General features: G+C 64.9%; 13 protein-coding genes and 1 riboswitch. Of the genes, 9 read left to right on the forward strand and 4 right to left on the reverse strand.

Annotated elements, in window-relative coordinates; all coding sequences use genetic code 11:
• Positions 1-96: 96 nt before the first annotated feature.
• Positions 97-576 carry an FKBP-type peptidyl-prolyl cis-trans isomerase gene (locus tag AC1DN9_RS10165; RefSeq protein ID WP_478099673.1) on the reverse strand — a complete coding sequence of 160 codons (480 nt, stop codon included), beginning with the start codon at positions 574-576 and terminating at the stop codon, positions 97-99.
• Positions 577-741: 165 nt separating this feature from the next.
• On the opposite strand from AC1DN9_RS10165, the gene AC1DN9_RS10170 reads away from it, so the two are divergent.
• The 4 genes from AC1DN9_RS10170 to AC1DN9_RS10185 all read left to right on the forward strand — a co-directional run bounded on the left by AC1DN9_RS10170 (position 742) and on the right by AC1DN9_RS10185 (position 4,489).
• Complete coding sequence (locus AC1DN9_RS10170; protein ID WP_478099675.1) at positions 742-2,037, forward strand: Nramp family divalent metal transporter; 1,296 nt, start codon at positions 742-744, stop codon at positions 2,035-2,037.
• 116 nt (positions 2,038-2,153) lie between these two features.
• Complete coding sequence (locus AC1DN9_RS10175) at positions 2,154-3,491, forward strand: DUF1254 domain-containing protein (protein WP_478099677.1); 1,338 nt, start codon at positions 2,154-2,156, stop codon at positions 3,489-3,491.
• 92 nt (positions 3,492-3,583) lie between these two features.
• A riboswitch (Fluoride riboswitch) is annotated at positions 3,584-3,647 on the forward strand.
• Between the two features lie 89 nt (positions 3,648-3,736).
• Positions 3,737-4,126, forward strand: coding sequence for a fluoride efflux transporter CrcB (gene crcB, locus AC1DN9_RS10180; RefSeq protein WP_478099679.1), 390 nt, complete (start codon positions 3,737-3,739; stop codon positions 4,124-4,126).
• A gap of 39 nt (positions 4,127-4,165) precedes the next feature.
• A complete protein-coding gene (locus tag AC1DN9_RS10185) occupies positions 4,166-4,489 on the forward strand; it encodes a DUF190 domain-containing protein (protein WP_478099682.1) in 324 nt (107 codons plus the stop codon).
• A gap of 42 nt (positions 4,490-4,531) precedes the next feature.
• On the opposite strand, the gene AC1DN9_RS10190 is transcribed toward AC1DN9_RS10185, so the two are convergent.
• Positions 4,532-5,503, reverse strand: coding sequence for a LysR family transcriptional regulator (locus tag AC1DN9_RS10190; RefSeq protein ID WP_478099684.1), 972 nt, complete (start codon positions 5,501-5,503; stop codon positions 4,532-4,534).
• Between the two features lie 122 nt (positions 5,504-5,625).
• Between AC1DN9_RS10190 and AC1DN9_RS10195 the strand changes: the two genes are divergently transcribed.
• From AC1DN9_RS10195 to AC1DN9_RS10210, 4 genes are all read left to right on the forward strand, one after another.
• Complete coding sequence (locus AC1DN9_RS10195) at positions 5,626-6,174, forward strand: 4-hydroxylaminobenzoate lyase (protein WP_478100015.1); 549 nt, start codon at positions 5,626-5,628, stop codon at positions 6,172-6,174.
• A gap of 39 nt (positions 6,175-6,213) precedes the next feature.
• Positions 6,214-6,900 (forward strand): nitroreductase, encoded by a 687-nt coding sequence (locus AC1DN9_RS10200; RefSeq protein WP_478100017.1) that lies wholly within the window; start codon positions 6,214-6,216, stop codon positions 6,898-6,900.
• A 203-nt stretch (positions 6,901-7,103) separates the two neighbouring features.
• Positions 7,104-8,519 (forward strand): alkaline phosphatase family protein, encoded by a 1,416-nt coding sequence (locus AC1DN9_RS10205; RefSeq protein WP_478099685.1) that lies wholly within the window; start codon positions 7,104-7,106, stop codon positions 8,517-8,519.
• 47 nt (positions 8,520-8,566) lie between these two features.
• Entirely contained in the window at positions 8,567-9,760 is a 1,194-nt protein-coding gene (locus AC1DN9_RS10210; protein ID WP_478100019.1) for a cytochrome-c peroxidase, read from the forward strand.
• Positions 9,761-9,821: 61 nt separating this feature from the next.
• On the opposite strand, the gene AC1DN9_RS10215 is transcribed toward AC1DN9_RS10210, so the two are convergent.
• Positions 9,822-10,415, reverse strand: coding sequence for a TMEM175 family protein (locus AC1DN9_RS10215; protein WP_478099687.1), 594 nt, complete (start codon positions 10,413-10,415; stop codon positions 9,822-9,824).
• Positions 10,416-10,450: 35 nt separating this feature from the next.
• A complete protein-coding gene (locus tag AC1DN9_RS10220; RefSeq protein ID WP_478099689.1) occupies positions 10,451-12,217 on the reverse strand; it encodes an MOSC domain-containing protein in 1,767 nt (588 codons plus the stop codon).
• 125 nt (positions 12,218-12,342) lie between these two features.
• On the opposite strand from AC1DN9_RS10220, the gene AC1DN9_RS10225 reads away from it, so the two are divergent.
• Positions 12,343-14,625: a helicase C-terminal domain-containing protein gene (locus AC1DN9_RS10225; RefSeq protein WP_478099692.1), complete on the forward strand. Its 2,283-nt coding sequence runs from the start codon at positions 12,343-12,345 to the stop codon at positions 14,623-14,625.
• Positions 14,626-14,636: the final 11 nt, after the last annotated feature.

The following is a 14,636-nucleotide window of genomic DNA, read 5'->3' on the forward strand; positions in this document are numbered from 1 at the left end:
GGCCAGGAACCCCGCGGAACCGGCTTTGCCGGGCCGCTGTGGTTGCCCCCGGTAGGGGGTGGGCGGCTACGCGAAGTGAGCCAACCTGGGGGCGAGTCAGTGATGATGCCCGTGCGCGCCATGCACATGGCGATGCGCGATCTCTTCCTCGGTCGCGGCGCGAACATCGGTCACGGTGAAACTGAACTTGAGCGCCTTGCCGGCCAGCGGGTGGTTGCCATCGAGGATCACCTGCGGCCCCTTGATCTTCATGACATTGAAGACTTGCGGCTCGCCCTTGTCGTTGCGGCCTTCCAGTTGGCCGCCCACCTTCACGCCGGGCGGGAACTCGCTCTTGGGGATCGTCCGCACCAGTGATTCGTCACGCGCGCCGAAGGCGTCCTCGGGCTGCAGGTTCAGCGTCGCCTGAAAGCCGGACTCCCTGCCTTCCAGTGCGGCTTCGATCTTGGGGAAGGTGTTGTCGTAGCCGCCATGCAGATAGACCATGGGGTCGTGGCCCTCGTCGACGAGCTTCTGGGTGGCGGTATCGGACACCTTGTAGCGCAGGGTGACGACGGTGTTGGCTGTGACTTTCATGGGATGGTCTTGCGGAGTGTGGACAGGGCCCGGATCGGCCGCCCCGAATGGTCCCGAGTCTACGAGCAGACGTCGACGACGTCCCACAACGCGCCGGGGCCGGCACCTATCCCTCGTGATGCGACTTCGCTTCAATGTCCGGACGCTGCGACTTGCGGAGCCCTCATGAGCACCCCTTCGAACCTTGCGACCGGCGGCACCCCGCCATCCAGCGAACGCTGGTGGTCCAAGCTCGGGCCGGGGCTGATCACGGGCGCTGCGGACGACGACCCCAGCGGCATCGCCACTTACTCGCAGGCCGGTGCACAGTTCGGCTACGGGGTGGGGTGGACGCTGCTGATCACCTATCCGCTGATGATGGGCATCCAGCTTGCCAGTGCCCGCATCGGACGCGTCACCGGAAGGAACCTCACCGAGACCTTTGCGCGCTTCTGTCCCCGATGGATGGTGGCCGCGCTGGTGGCGCTGCTGGTGATCGCCAATGTCATCAACCTCGGCGCGGACCTGAGCGCCATGGGCGACTCCGCCGCGCTCGTCCTGCACGGCCATGCGGCCTGGTACGCGGCGGGGTTCGGCGCCCTGTCGTTGTTGCTGCAGGTCTTCATGACCTACGAGCGCTACGTTCGCGTGCTCAAGTGGCTGACGCTGTCGCTCTTCGCCTACGTGGGCGTCGTCTTCGCGGTTGATGTGGACTGGGGCGCGGCGATGCGGGGCGTGTTCGCGCCCTCTTTGCATTGGAGCCGGGAGTACGTGACGACGGTCGTCGCCATCCTCGGGACCACCATCAGCCCCTACCTCTTCTTCTGGCAGGCCTCCCAGGAAGTGCAGGACATCAAGCGCGTCCCCGAAGACCAGCCGCTGCGCATCGCACCCGACCAGGCGCGGCGCCAGTTGCGCCGCCTGCGTATCGACACGGCGGTGGGCATGGGCTTCTCGAACCTGATCGCGTTCTTCGTGATCACCGCAGCGGCCGCGACGCTGCATGCCAACGGCCAGACGCAGATCGACTCCACCGCGCAGGCCGCCGCCGCGCTGCGCCCGATTGCAGGGGATGCCGCCTTCATGCTGTTTGCGCTCGGCATCATCGGTACCGGCATGCTGGCGCTGCCCGTGCTCGCGGGCTCCGCGGCGGAGGCGGTCGCGAGCTACTGCCACGTGCGCAAGGGGCTGGACCTGACGCTGGCGCAGGGCCGCAGCTTCTACGGCATCCTCGCCGCCGCCATGGCGATCGGCGTCGCGATCAGCCTCTCGGGCATCAACCCGATCTCGGCGCTTTATTGGGCCGCTGTGATCAATGCGGTCATCTCGGTGCCGGTGATGGTGGCCGTGATGATGGCGGCTTCGAGCCGCACGGTCATGCGCGAGATGGTGCTGCCGCGGAAGTGGAAGGTGCTGGGGTGGCTTGCCACGGGGGCGATGGGGGCGGCGTCGGTGGCGCTGGGGGTCGTCTCCGTCCTGTGAGTGGCTCATTTTTTACCTTCTCATCGGACGAACGTCGAATGGTCAACGCCGCCATAGAGTGCTATGTTGGCTGCCGCGCTCCACAAGCTCGCTTGCAACAATCGAAGAGGAAGGCCATGACTTCTGAAGCCATTTCTGAACTTGACGTCCACCAGATTGCGGTGGATGCATACCTCTACCTCTATCCGCTCGTGAGCATGGACATCACACGGTTGCAGTCCACGAACATCGAGGCCGGCAAGGCAATCGGCAAAGGCCCGATGAACATGTTCGTGAACATCCCGGCCTATCCGCCCGCGGATCTGAAAGTGGTCGTGCGCGTCAACTTCGATACGCTTTATTCCATTGCATGGCTGGATCTCACCAAGGAGGCGCAGGTTGTCTCCGTACCAGACACGGCCGGGCGGTTCTACCTTCTTCCGATGCTGGACATGTGGACCGATGTCTTCGCGTCGCCCGGCTGGCGAACGACTGGAACCAGCGCGGGCAATTTCCTCGTCACCCCGCCGGGTTGGGTCGGAACGGTCCCCGAGGGGTTCGCGCATATTCCGGCACCAACTTCCTATGTCTGGATCATCGGCCGCACGAGGACGGACGGACCCGCGGACTACGCTGCGGTGAACAGGATTCAGGCGGGTTACGCGGTCACGCCGCTCTCCGGATGGGGCAAGCCATCGACACCCGTGACCGTGAAGATCGACCCGGCCGTCGACATGAAGACGCCACCGAAAACCCAGGCCGACACCATGCCGGCCAGCCGCTTCTTCACCTATGCGGCCGAACTCCTCAAGCTGCATCCGCCCCACGTCACCGACCAGCCGATCGTCGCGCGGATGAGGCGCATCGGCATCGAGCCGGGCAAAAGCTTCGACTTCGACAAGCTCGACCCCGCCGTGCAGAAGGCACTCGCGAGCGCGCCTGAGGACGCCCAGCAAATCATGAAGTGGAAGATTCCGACGATTGCCCGCGTCGCAAACGGATGGTCAATGAACACCGACACCATGGGTGTCTATGGCAACTACTATCTGAAGCGCGCCATCGTGACGCTGTTGGGCCTTGGGGCCAACCTGCCTGAAGACGCCATCTATCCATTGAATATCGCCGACGAGACCGGCAAGCCGCTCACCGGCGCAAACAAGTACACGATTCACTTCGACAAGGGGGCAACACCGCCCGTGAACGCCTTCTGGTCCATCACGCTGTACGACGACGATGGGTTCCAGGTGGCGAACGTGCTCGACCGATTCGCGGTCAGCAGCTGGATGCCCTTCAAGACCAACGCGGACGGTTCGCTCGACTTGTATTTCCAGAACGAGAGTCCCGGCAATGACAAGGAAGCCAACTGGCTGCCTGCGCCCAAAGGGACGTTCAATCTGACCATGCGCCTCTATTCGCCGAAGGCAGACGCGCTCACAGGCAAATGGAATCCGCCAGCGGTGACGAAGTCGCCATAGCGTGCGCTGGCCTGCCGCTGTTCCGGCCGCAGCGGCCATATTGGATTGGCCGCTCCACTGCGTTGCCGCCATGCGCCTCGACCGATATACTGCCGCGCTGCGGAGATGGCATTCCTCCCTGAACCGCCCACTCGGGCTGATGATGCCTACCCGGGTCCAGCGCGGGCCGGCGTAGGCATTCTTGACGCGCAATGCGCGCTCGATGGCTGCACTGGTCGCCCTGGCCCGATTGACCAAGGAGCGACATGAGCGGCTTTTCCTTTCTTGCAGTCTTCGGCGGTGCCGGTTGCGGCGCCTTGCTGCGCTGGTGGCTGGGTGGCTGGCTGAACCCGGTGTTCCCGACGATTCCCCTGGGCACATTGGCCGCCAACCTCATCGGAGGCTTGCTGGTCGGCGTGACCAGCGCCTTCTTCACGCACAACAGCGGCCTCGCCCCTGAATGGCGGCTGCTGGTCATCACCGGCTTCATGGGCGGCCTGACGACGTTCTCGACGTTCTCGGTCGAAGTCGTGACCTTGATCGGCCGACACGAACACTGGTGGGCCCTGGGCGCGGCGAGCGTGCACCTTGTCGGATCGCTGATCCTGACGGGGATCGGCATCCTGATTGCCAATGCCCTCTTCGTCAGGGCGTAGTCGCGTCATCCGAGTCATTCGAGCCGAAGGAGGCCCCCCATGCAAGGCATCTACCTCAAGTTCTACGTCCAGGAGAACCACCGTCACCACGGCATCCTCGCCTATGAATGGTTGCTCGAAGAGGCCAAGAAGGTCGGCATCCATGGCGGTTCGGCCTTTCGCGCGATAGCCGGCTTCGGCCGCCACGGCAGGCTGCACGAAGAGCACTTCTTCGAGCTGGCCGGCGATGTGTCGGTGGAAGTCGGATTCGCGCTGACAGAGCAGGAGGCCGAGAGCTTTCTCGCGCACCTGTCTGGCGAGAAGCTCAAGCTGTTCTACATCAAGGTGCCGCTGGAGATGGGGGTCATCGGGGGCGAGCCGTGACTTCCACCAGTGCAGCGGTCAGCCTCGGAGAGAGACCCACCGCTACTGCGCCGCATCGGCAACTGCGGCCACCCGGTCGCGAAGCCATGCGTGTCCGGCGTCGTGTTCGTTGCGTCGATGCCAGACGGCGCGCAGGGTCGACTGGCCCGCGCGATACGGCGGTTGGCGCGACAACAGTTCGCTGCCGCCGTGCGTGAGCGCCTGCGCCAGCGAGGCCGGCACGATCGAAAGCATGTCGCTGTCCCGCAGCAGTGCTGGAATAGCCAGCGAATGCGGCACTGTCACGCGCAACCGCGGCGGCTGCCCGGTTTCGCGCAACGCTTCTTCGAGCGCGTGGCGGTCGAACATCTCGGACTGGCGCGCAAGCCCCCGCTCGAGGATGAAGCCGTCGACCGCCCCCTCTTCCTGGCCGCCGACCGAGATGGTCACCAGTGGATAGCGCGCCAGGTCTTTCACCAGCAGCTTGCGGCGGGAGGCGGGATGACCCTTGCGCATCAGGATGACCTCGCCCTGCGTCATGAGCGTGCGCGTGTTCAACCTTGCCGGCACCTGGGAGAAGATGCCGATCGCGAGGTCGATGCGGCCAAGGTCGATCTGCTCGGCCAGGTCCAGGCGCGTGGAGGGCCGAATCACCAGGTCCACCCTGGGCGCCGCCTTTTGCAGTTCGCGCGACAACGGCGCGACGATGACCGCGGTGACATGGTCGTTTGCCGCGATCACGAATCGCCGCGATGACGCCTCCGGCGAGAACGGTTCCACGCCGAGCGTGACCTCGACACGGCGCAGCGCGTCGCGCAGGACGGGCGCCATTGCCATCGCACGGCCCGTGGGTGCCATCCCCTTGCCGGTGCGCAGGAAAAGCTCGTCGCCGACCAGTTCGCGCAGCCGCGTGAGCGCATGGCTGACGGCTGACTGGCTCAGGTTCAACCGCCGGCCCGCACGCACGAGGTTGCGGTCTTCGTAGACGGCGTCGAACACTTTCAGCAGGTTGAGATCGATGCGGCCGATGCTCATCGTCCATCTCCGTGAGTTGAATGGCGTGCATTGTGCACTTGCAAATGGATCAGTTCCATTCAACTCATTCGGCGCCCATCATTCATGCACTACACGCCAGGAATGACCAAGAGGTGACCATGATGATGAAAGATGAACTCAACGCAGACCGTGAAGCACTGATCGAGCGCAGCATTCGTTTTCTCGAAGACGTGAAGGACATGACAGCCGGCACCGAGACCGAACGATGGCTGAACCAGCACTGCGGGCCGGACAGCGAGCTGTACCAGACGCTTGCGCGACTGGTGAAGCAAGGCGTGCGCGACGGCTGGGCCGCGAACGTCGAACTCGACGGCTCGATCTACCGCCGCAGTCGCATCGCGGACCCCTCGGAGGGCACGCGGTATTTCAGCGTCACGGCGGTGTACATGGACAGCACCGACAACACGCAGGGCAACCCCGGGAACACCTACCGCGGCCAATACCACGCGCACCCCTACGGCGAGCTCAACATGGTCGTGCCCCTGAACCCAGGCGCAGCACTCAACGGACCCAATGGCTGGTGCGAGGCCGGCTGGACCGCGCCGGCGCCCGGAAGCCATCACTATCCGGAGGCGAAAGGTGGTGCCGTGATTGCGCTGTTCTTCCTTCCCGCGGGGCGCATCGCCTATCACCCTGCGCCGCAGGCCTGAGGAGCCAGGGTGAAGCAGCAGTCCGCGGCGAGTCGCTGTGTGGACGAGGTCTTGCGGTCGCGCAGATCGGTGCGGGCCTACCGGCCAGACCCGTTGTCGCGAGACGCCGTGCTGGACATCCTGCAAGTGGCCGGCGCCGCGCCGAGCAACTCCAATACCCAGCCCTGGGGCGTCCACGTGCTGACGGGCGCCCCGTTGAAGGCATTGAGCTGTGACCTCGTGGCGGCCTTTCGGCGGGGCGATTTTCCTCCGCCCTCGCACTTCCCCGACCCACTGCCGAGCGGGTTATGCGCGCATCAGGCCGACTTCGCCGCCCGCTACTACGGCGCCCTGGGCATCGGCCGGAAAGATACCCTTGCCCGCGCGGCGCAGACCGAACGCAACTACAGCTTCTTCGGCGCGCCCGTGGGGCTGATCTTCAGCATCGACGCACGCCTCAATCGCCACAGCTGGCTGGACCTTGGCCTGTATATCCAGAGCGTCATGATCGTTGCGAAGGCGCGAGGGATCGACACCTGTCCGCAGGTCTCGTTCGCGCCTTTCCATGAGGTCATCGCGCGGCACCTGCGAATGGGGCCAGACGAACTCACCGTGTGTGGCATGGCGATGGGGTTCGGCGATGCGGACTCGAATGTGAACCGGATGGAAATGCCACGGCAACGGGTGGAGGCGTTCGTGCATCACATGGGCTTCGATGATTCGGTCGAATGCCCAGAGAGCATGTAGCGATCGCGGCGCGTGTGACGGCGTCATGACAGATCCATGTCAATGACGAATGATGACTATCCGCTTCAGTGCGCCCGATGTCACGGGTCGGTCACATGGGTTTCTTACGCTTCCAAACGAAACCAAAAAGCGGGCGTCGCGCCCAATCAACTACATCGATCTGCGCCAGCGGCGCTTGATCGCTTCACGGGGAAACCTCCTTCATGTTCGAGATCTTTTCCAGCAAACGCTGGACAGTGCGTCGGGTCGCCTGCGCGCTGACCTCTGTCGCCGCGCTTGCAGCCGTGGTCACCATCAGCGCATGCGGAGGCGGCGGAAGCAATAACGACGCGTTGACCGCGCTTGCTCTCCAGCAAGCGGCAGCCGGAAACCAGCAGCCTGCGTCGACCACGCCTGCAACCCAACAGCCGACGGTGCCGCCCGTCACCCAGCAATCCATCAAGCACGTGTTCGTGCTGACGATGGAGAACAAGAATTTCGCCGACACCTTTGGAACGAGCACGCAGGATCCGTTCTTGAAGGATCTCGCGACGAAGGGCGCATTGCTGAGCCAGTACTACGGCACGGGTCACGTCAGCCTGGACAACTACATCGCGATGATGAGCGGCCAGCCCTCCACCAAGGAGACCGAGAGCGATTGCTTCCAGGGCTTCAATGACGCAGTCGCGGACGGTTGGGATTTCGCCAATCCCAAGGTGCTCAAGACGAAGGACGGCAAGGGCTGCGTCTATCCCAAGGAAGTGAAGACGCTCCCCAACCAGCTCGACACGGTCGGCGTGACCTGGAAGGGCTATATGGGAGACATGGGTAACGACCCGACCCGTGAATCCGTCACCTGCGGCCATCCGAAGATCGGCGCGATCGACAACACCCAATCGGCCCAGGCGCCCACTGCCGATGTGCCGAAGGGCGACCAGTACGCGACCCGCCACAACCCCTTCGTCTATTTCCACTCGATCATCGACGACCAAGACTACTGCGACAAGCACGTGGTGAACCTGGACGCCAATCTGGAAAACGACCTGAAGTCGATCGACACCACGCCCAACTTCGTGTTCGTCACGCCCAACCTGTGCGACGACGGCCACGACGGCGATGGGACCGGTACTGCGGGCAAGGGCTGTGTGACCGGTGCTCCTGGCGGCCTGGCCTCCATCGATGCGTTCCTGAAGAAGTGGGTCCCGATCATCCAGAATTCGCCCGCCTACCAGCAGGACGGACTCATCATCATCAACTTCGACGAGTCGGCCGACATCGTGCCGGCGGGCCAGGCGACCGATCCGGTCACCCACATGACGACGGTCACCTTGAACCTGCCCGGTGCTTCGTGCTGCGGTCAGCAGACCGGCCCCAACGTGACGCGTCCTGACGATCAGTTCCTCCCGGCGGGCGCAAACCTGCAATACAACCTGCACTATGTGGGCGTGGGTGGCGACCGCACTGGCGCGGTGCTGCTGTCGAAGTGGATCAAGCCGGGCACTGTCAGCGACGTGCAGTACAACCACTATTCCCTGCTCAAGAGCCTGGAGGACATCTTCCAGACCAAGGAGTACCTGGGCTACGCCGACGACAAGAACCTCGTGCCCTTCGGCAGCGACATCTTCACCAGCCTGCAGTGAGGATGCTTGGGAGCAAGGCGGCGAGGGCCGCCTTTTTTGCGGCGATCATGCTTTGCGTGGTCGCCTGCAGCCGCGGCCCCGAACCAGGGGCCGTGGCCGTTGCGCCGTCCAACAAGGACATGGCCGAGATCGGGAGGCTGGCCTTCTTCGATCCTTCTCTCTCGGCGTCGGGGCGCATGTCGTGTGCGACTTGCCACAGTCCCGACCACGCCTACGGCCCGCCCAATTCACTGGCCGTGCAACTGGGCGGTGCCGACATGAAGGATGCCGGCACGCGGGCTGTTCCTTCGCTTCGCTACCTGCGGCGAACGCCAATCTGGAGCCATACCTACATCGGCAACCCGCGCGAGCGGATGACCGAGACCGACCACGTGCCGGTGGGTGGATTCACTTGGGATGGCCGCTTCGACACGATGGCCGCGCAAGCCGCCTTTCCGCTGCTGGCCGCCAATGAAATGGCCAACGCGAACGCTGCGGCAGTCGCGCAACGCTTGTCCAAGAGTCCTTACGCGGCGCGCTTTCGCAAGGTGTTTGGCGACGACATCCTTTCCCGTCCTGACGCGGCGCTTGCCGCGCTGGGTCAGGCCCTGCAGCGCTTCCAGCTCGATGACCCGAGCTTCCAACCCTACGACAGCAAGTTCGATTTCTACCTCGACGGAAAGGTCGAGTTGAACGAGCAGGAAACGCGCGGCCTGAAACTGTTCAAGGATCGGGACGGCGGCAACTGCGTGGCCTGCCACATCATCGAACCTGGCGCCAACGGTGCGCACCCGCTGCTCACCGACTTCAGCTTCGAGGCCCTCGGCGTGCCCCGCAACCCGGAAATCCCCGCCAACGCGGACGCCCGCTACTACGACCTCGGGCTGTGCGGCCCCGTGCGCACCAACCAGAGCGACGAAAAGAAGTATTGCGGCCTGTTCAAGACGCCCACCCTGCGCAACGTGGCGACGCGCGGCGCCTTCTTCCACAACGGACGTTTCCATGACCTGGACGAGGCGCTGCGTTTCTACGTGGAGCGCGATGCCATGCCGCACAAGTGGTATCCGCATCCCGGTGGCAATCAGCAGTTCGATGACCTGCCGCCGCAACTGCAGGACAACGTCGACCACATCGACCCTCCGCTGACGCAGAAGAAGGGCGACAAGCCGGTGTGGTCCGACGAGGACATCCAGGACGTGGTCGTGTTCCTGAAGACCTTGAACGACGGATACGTGCTGCCGGCGGGTGCCAAAACGCCTTGAGAGTCTTCACACCGCGCGGCGTCAGATCCCGCTCTCCCGCAGAGTTGAGCGGTGAAGCCCATCACCTCCGAGCGGCACGGAGGTCAGGCCGCAAGTGCAGGAGCAAGGCCCCGCATATCAGCCCGAAGGCGAAGCGTGGCGCGACGAAGGCGACCGAAGTTGCGGTCGCGAAGACTGCGAGCACCGTGAGCGAACGGCGCCGAGCCGCGCGCCGCGCCGCGGCAGGCACTTGCGCTGCGTCGGCTCCCGTCAATACCTCCCGCTCGAAGACGTTGTAGGCAATGTCCACGCACACGAAGAGCGCCGCGTAGAACACGACGGGCGCCGAGGCGAGCTGGGTGCGGGCAATCCATGCGGTTGCGAACGGAAGGAACGACACCATGAACAGATGGGCGAAGTTGATCCATATCAGCCGCAATGTCGGAGGCCCCACGAGGGTCATGAGGTAGTGGTGATTGATCCAGATGATGGCGATGAACAGGTAGCTCACGGCATAGCTGACGACCGTGTGCCACAGGGGCCAGAGGGCAGAGAACGCCGGGTCTTCCGGAGCCTTCAGTTCCAGCACCATCACGGTCATGATCACCGCGATGACCGCGTCCGAAAATGCGCCCAGCCGATGTGCGGTGACCTCGCCAACCTTTTCTTTGTGCATCGCATGACTCCCATGAAGTGAGGTCTCGCCAGTGCTCAGATGTCGATCACCAGGTCACCCTTCGGCTGGGAGCAGCAGACGAGGATGTTTCCCTCCGCTGGTGGGTCCAACGGAGCGGGCTCATAGACGACGGCCCCGGAGATCAATCCGCTCTCGCAGTTGTGGCACACGCCGGTGCGGCATGACCAGCGGACCGGCACGTCACATGCCTCCGCCAGTTCAAGCAGGCTCCGGTCCTGCACTGAACGCCATCGGACCGTAAGGCCGCTGCGCGCGAAGGACACCAGAGGCCCCGCGCCGGGAGCGCCCTCCGGCGGATGGGGTGCGCGCACCGGGCCTGTGACCACGCCGGGCGTCAGCGAAGGGCCACCAGAGAACACCTCGGAATGGATGCGGCCCGCAGGCACGCCCCAGGCGGCCAGGCCTGCCATCAGGTCGGCGAGGAAACTCGACGGCCCGCAGAGATAGAAGTCGCCATCTCGCGGTACGTGCAGCGCCTGGAAGGCATCGATCCCGAGACGCCCCGTCGAGTCGTAGTGCTGCCCCTCCTGATCGTCCGCATCGGGTCGGCTGTACCAGATGTGACTTCGCCCACGAGCCAGCGCGCCCAGAAGTTGCCGCACCTCCGTGGCGAAGGAATGCGACTTGCCGTTGCGCGCACTGTGCAGCCACCAGACCTCCCGAGGCGAAGCGTTCTCAGCCAGGCTGTGCAGCATGGCCAGTACCGGCGTCGCGCCGATGCCCGCACTCAAGAGCACCACCGGCCCATCTCCAGGCTGCAAGGTGAAGCTGCCTCTCGGTTCGCTGACCTCGATGATGTCGCCGGCGCGAACACTGCTGTTCAGGTAGCCGCCCGCGGCGCCGTGTGGCTCGACCTTGACGCTGATGCGATAGTGGTCGTCGGAGAGAGGTCCGGACAGCGAATAGCTCCGGTAGAGCAGCGGACCCTCGGCCTTCGGCCGCAAACGCATTACGACGAATTGGCCCGCGAGTGGCGCCGTGAGCCGCGCTCCATTCACCGGCTGCAGCGACAACGAGATCACATCCACGCATTCATGCGCGATCCCCGAAACCCGCAGTGGCCGAAACCCGGGCGCTGCCGTCCGCGCTGCCGAGGCTGGTGCCAGACCTGCATTGCCTGTCGCGCCTGGGTGGGCGTCCTGGCTTCGAATCACTTCCTCGAAGGACCAACGCCAGCCGGGCGACAGAGCCGGGATTCGCAGCGCCCGCTCGAGCTGGTCGCGAGGATGGTGCGACGAATACAGCAGCGCACTGACCTCGGCAACGGTCATGCGCTCCGAGCCTCGAGTGACGGGCAGGATGGCGTCGCCGGCACCGACCTCGCCTTCCTCGATGACGCGCAGGTAGAAGCCCGGCCGCCTGCTGGAGGTCAGGAGCGCAGCCATTTGAGGTTCGTTCGTGCGAATCCCGACGCGGTAGCAGGTGACCCGGGGCTGGGTCACCTCGAACAGGGCAGTCCCGATCCGATAGCGGTCGCCGATACAGACCTCGTCGTCGGGCAATCCCTCGATGGTGAAGTTCTCGCCGAATTGCCCGTGTGTGAAATCGCTGCGGCCCAGCCGTTGTTCCCAGTAGCGATACGACGCGATCTGATAGACGAAGACGGCCCGCTGCTCGCCGCCGTGGCCGTCGAGATCGCCCTGGCCGTCGCCGTCGACGTTGAGCCGCCGGACGCGCCGACGACCCGGCACGGGCTCCTTCCAGATGCCGGTATGCACGGTCCTTCCACGCCATTCGATGTCGCGAGGAAGTCCGACGCAAACGGAGAGTAGGTGGGCCATGGAGATGCCTCCGGGTTTGCTGCGCGCGTGTTGGCGATGCGCTGCGAAAGATCCACGCCCCGCGCCGCTAACATGTGCACGTTCATCCAGTGTCCTGACACGCTGGAGAGTACACATCCAGCCTCATGGCCGCCGCAATTTCTTCATCGCCAGCGTTCACGGTTTCGGTCAAGACGCTCTGCGCTTTTGCCGCGAAGGCCGGCGACCTCGATCTGCGCTTCGTTCCGGGGCCGAGCGCGCAGGAAGGTCAGGCGGGCCATCGCATGGTGCAGGCCCGTCGAGGCCCGAGCTACGAAAGCGAGATCACGCTCGCATCGCAGTACGAGCGGCTGCAGGTGCGCGGACGCGCCGACGGCTACGAGCCGCACCGCCGGCGTGTCGAGGAGATCAAGACTTTCCGCGGCGACTTCGAGGCCATCAAGGCCAACCATCGCGCGCTGCACCGGGCACAGGCCCGCACTTACGCCTGGATGCTCTGCGAGCGTGACGCGCTGGAGCGGGTCGAAGTGGCGCTTGTCTACCTCGACCTCGGCACGGAACGGGAGGTGGTGCTGGAAGAGGCCTGCACGCGCGAAGGCCTGCGCGAGCACTTCGAGATGCTCTGCAGCCGCTTCCTCTCGTGGGCCGAGCAGGAAGCCGACCACCGCACGCAACTCGACGAGGCGCTCGGCACGCTGAGCTTCCCCCACGGTGATTTCCGCGCGGGACAGCGCGATCTGGCGCAGGCGGTGTATCGCTCCGCGGTCTCGGGGCGCTGCCTTCTCGCGCAGGCGCCCACGGGCATCGGCAAGACGGTCGCCACCCTCTTCCCCCTGCTCAAGGCACGGCCCGCGCAGAAGCTGGACAAGATCTACTTCCTCACCGCCAAGACGTCAGGCCGGTCGATTGCGCTGGATGCGTTGCGAACGCTGGACCGCGAGCGTGCGCCGCTGCGCGTGCTCGAACTCACTGCGCGCGAAAAGGCTTGCGAGTACCCCGGCCGCGCATGCAACGGCGAGGCCTGCCCGCTGGCGCGCGGTTTTTATGACCGGCTTCCAGCGGCGCGCCGCGAGGCCGCGCAGGACGCGTGGCTGGATCGCGCGGCGCTGCGAAGCATCGCACTGGCGCACGAGGTCTGCCCTTACTTCCTGGCCCAGGAAATGGTGCGATGGAGCGATGTGATCGTCGGCGACTACAACTACTACTTTGACGGAAGCGCCTTCCTCTTCGGGCTGATGAAGGAGGAAGAGTGGCGCGTCGCGCTGCTGGTCGACGAGGCGCACAACCTGCTGGATCGCGCGCGCGGCATGTATTCCGCGCAACTCGAAGCGTCGGCCGTGGATGCCGTGCGCGGCAAGGCCCCGCCCTTCATCAAGAAGGTGCTCGGGCAGTTGCAGCGCGAATGGCAGCTACTGCAGAGAGACCAGGTCGCCGCCTACGAAGCGCGTGACGAGATCCCGGAACGCTTCCAACGCGCGCTGCAGGATGCGGTCGGCACGATGGCCGAGCACTTCACGGCGCGGCCGGACGATGCGCAAGGGTGGCTGCAGGAGTGCTTCTTCGACCTGCTTCGCTTTGCCCGCCTTGCCGATTCTTTCGGCAAGCATTCGGTCTTCGAATGCAGCGTGGGCGACGACGGCGCGCGCGGCCTGGCGATCCGCAATCTTGTGCCCGCGCCCTTCCTCGAGAGCCGCTTCGCAGACTGCAACTCGGCGGCCTGCTTCTCCGGCACGCTTGCGCCCTTCGCCTTTTATCGCGACACGCTGGGGCTGCCGGAAGACACGGCCACGCTCGACGTGGGATCGCCCTTCCGCAGCGAGCAATTGACGGTGCGCGTCGCCATGGATGTCTCGACCCGCCTCCGCGACCGCGACCGTTCGCTGACGGCGCTCACCGACATCATCGCCAGCCAGTTCGCCGATCGGCCCGGCAACTACCTCGCCTTCTTCAGCAGCTTCGACTACCTGGCGAGCGCATCGGAGGCCTTTGCCGACCGCCACCCCGGGATTGCGGTGTGGTCGCAGTCGCGTGGCATGCGCGAGGCGGATCGCGATGCCTTCCTGGCCCGCTTCGTGGCCGGCGGTCGGGGCATCGGGTTCGCCGTACTGGGCGGCGCTTTCGGCGAAGGCGTCGACCTGCCCGGTGATCGGCTCGTCGGCGCCTTCGTCGCCAGCCTGGGCTTGCCGCAGCACAACGAACCCAACGAGGTCATGCGCGAGCGAATGCAGACCCTCTTCGGCGATGGCTACGAATACACCTACGTCTACCCCGGCCTGCAAAAGGTCGTGCAGGCGGCGGGCCGCGTCATCCGCACCGAGACCGATGCTGGCGTGCTGTATCTGCTGGACGACCGGTTTGCGCGGCGGGAGATCCGCGAGCTGCTGCCCGCGTGGTGGCAGGTGCAGCCGATGTTCGCCGCCGAACGCTGAGACGCGACCGC

This window comes from Variovorax sp. 05L425 (assembly GCF_056397705.1).

What these genes read in the sequence shown, in the direction of transcription:
- AC1DN9_RS10165 (WP_478099673.1), bottom strand. Translation starts at nt 576, where the DNA reads ATGAAAGTCACAGCCAACACCGTCGTCACCCTGCGCTACAAGGTGTCC.
- AC1DN9_RS10170 (WP_478099675.1), top strand. Translation starts at nt 742, where the DNA reads ATGAGCACCCCTTCGAACCTTGCGACCGGCGGCACCCCGCCATCCAGC.
- AC1DN9_RS10175 (WP_478099677.1), top strand. Translation starts at nt 2,154, where the DNA reads ATGACTTCTGAAGCCATTTCTGAACTTGACGTCCACCAGATTGCGGTG.
- crcB (WP_478099679.1), top strand. Translation starts at nt 3,737, where the DNA reads ATGAGCGGCTTTTCCTTTCTTGCAGTCTTCGGCGGTGCCGGTTGCGGC.
- AC1DN9_RS10185 (WP_478099682.1), top strand. Translation starts at nt 4,166, where the DNA reads ATGCAAGGCATCTACCTCAAGTTCTACGTCCAGGAGAACCACCGTCAC.
- AC1DN9_RS10190 (WP_478099684.1), bottom strand. Translation starts at nt 5,503, where the DNA reads ATGAGCATCGGCCGCATCGATCTCAACCTGCTGAAAGTGTTCGACGCC.
- AC1DN9_RS10195 (WP_478100015.1), top strand. Translation starts at nt 5,626, where the DNA reads ATGATGAAAGATGAACTCAACGCAGACCGTGAAGCACTGATCGAGCGC.
- AC1DN9_RS10205 (WP_478099685.1), top strand. Translation starts at nt 7,104, where the DNA reads ATGTTCGAGATCTTTTCCAGCAAACGCTGGACAGTGCGTCGGGTCGCC.
- AC1DN9_RS10210 (WP_478100019.1), top strand. Translation starts at nt 8,567, where the DNA reads ATGCTTTGCGTGGTCGCCTGCAGCCGCGGCCCCGAACCAGGGGCCGTG.
- AC1DN9_RS10215 (WP_478099687.1), bottom strand. Translation starts at nt 10,415, where the DNA reads ATGCACAAAGAAAAGGTTGGCGAGGTCACCGCACATCGGCTGGGCGCA.
- AC1DN9_RS10220 (WP_478099689.1), bottom strand. Translation starts at nt 12,217, where the DNA reads ATGGCCCACCTACTCTCCGTTTGCGTCGGACTTCCTCGCGACATCGAA.
- AC1DN9_RS10225 (WP_478099692.1), top strand. Translation starts at nt 12,343, where the DNA reads ATGGCCGCCGCAATTTCTTCATCGCCAGCGTTCACGGTTTCGGTCAAG.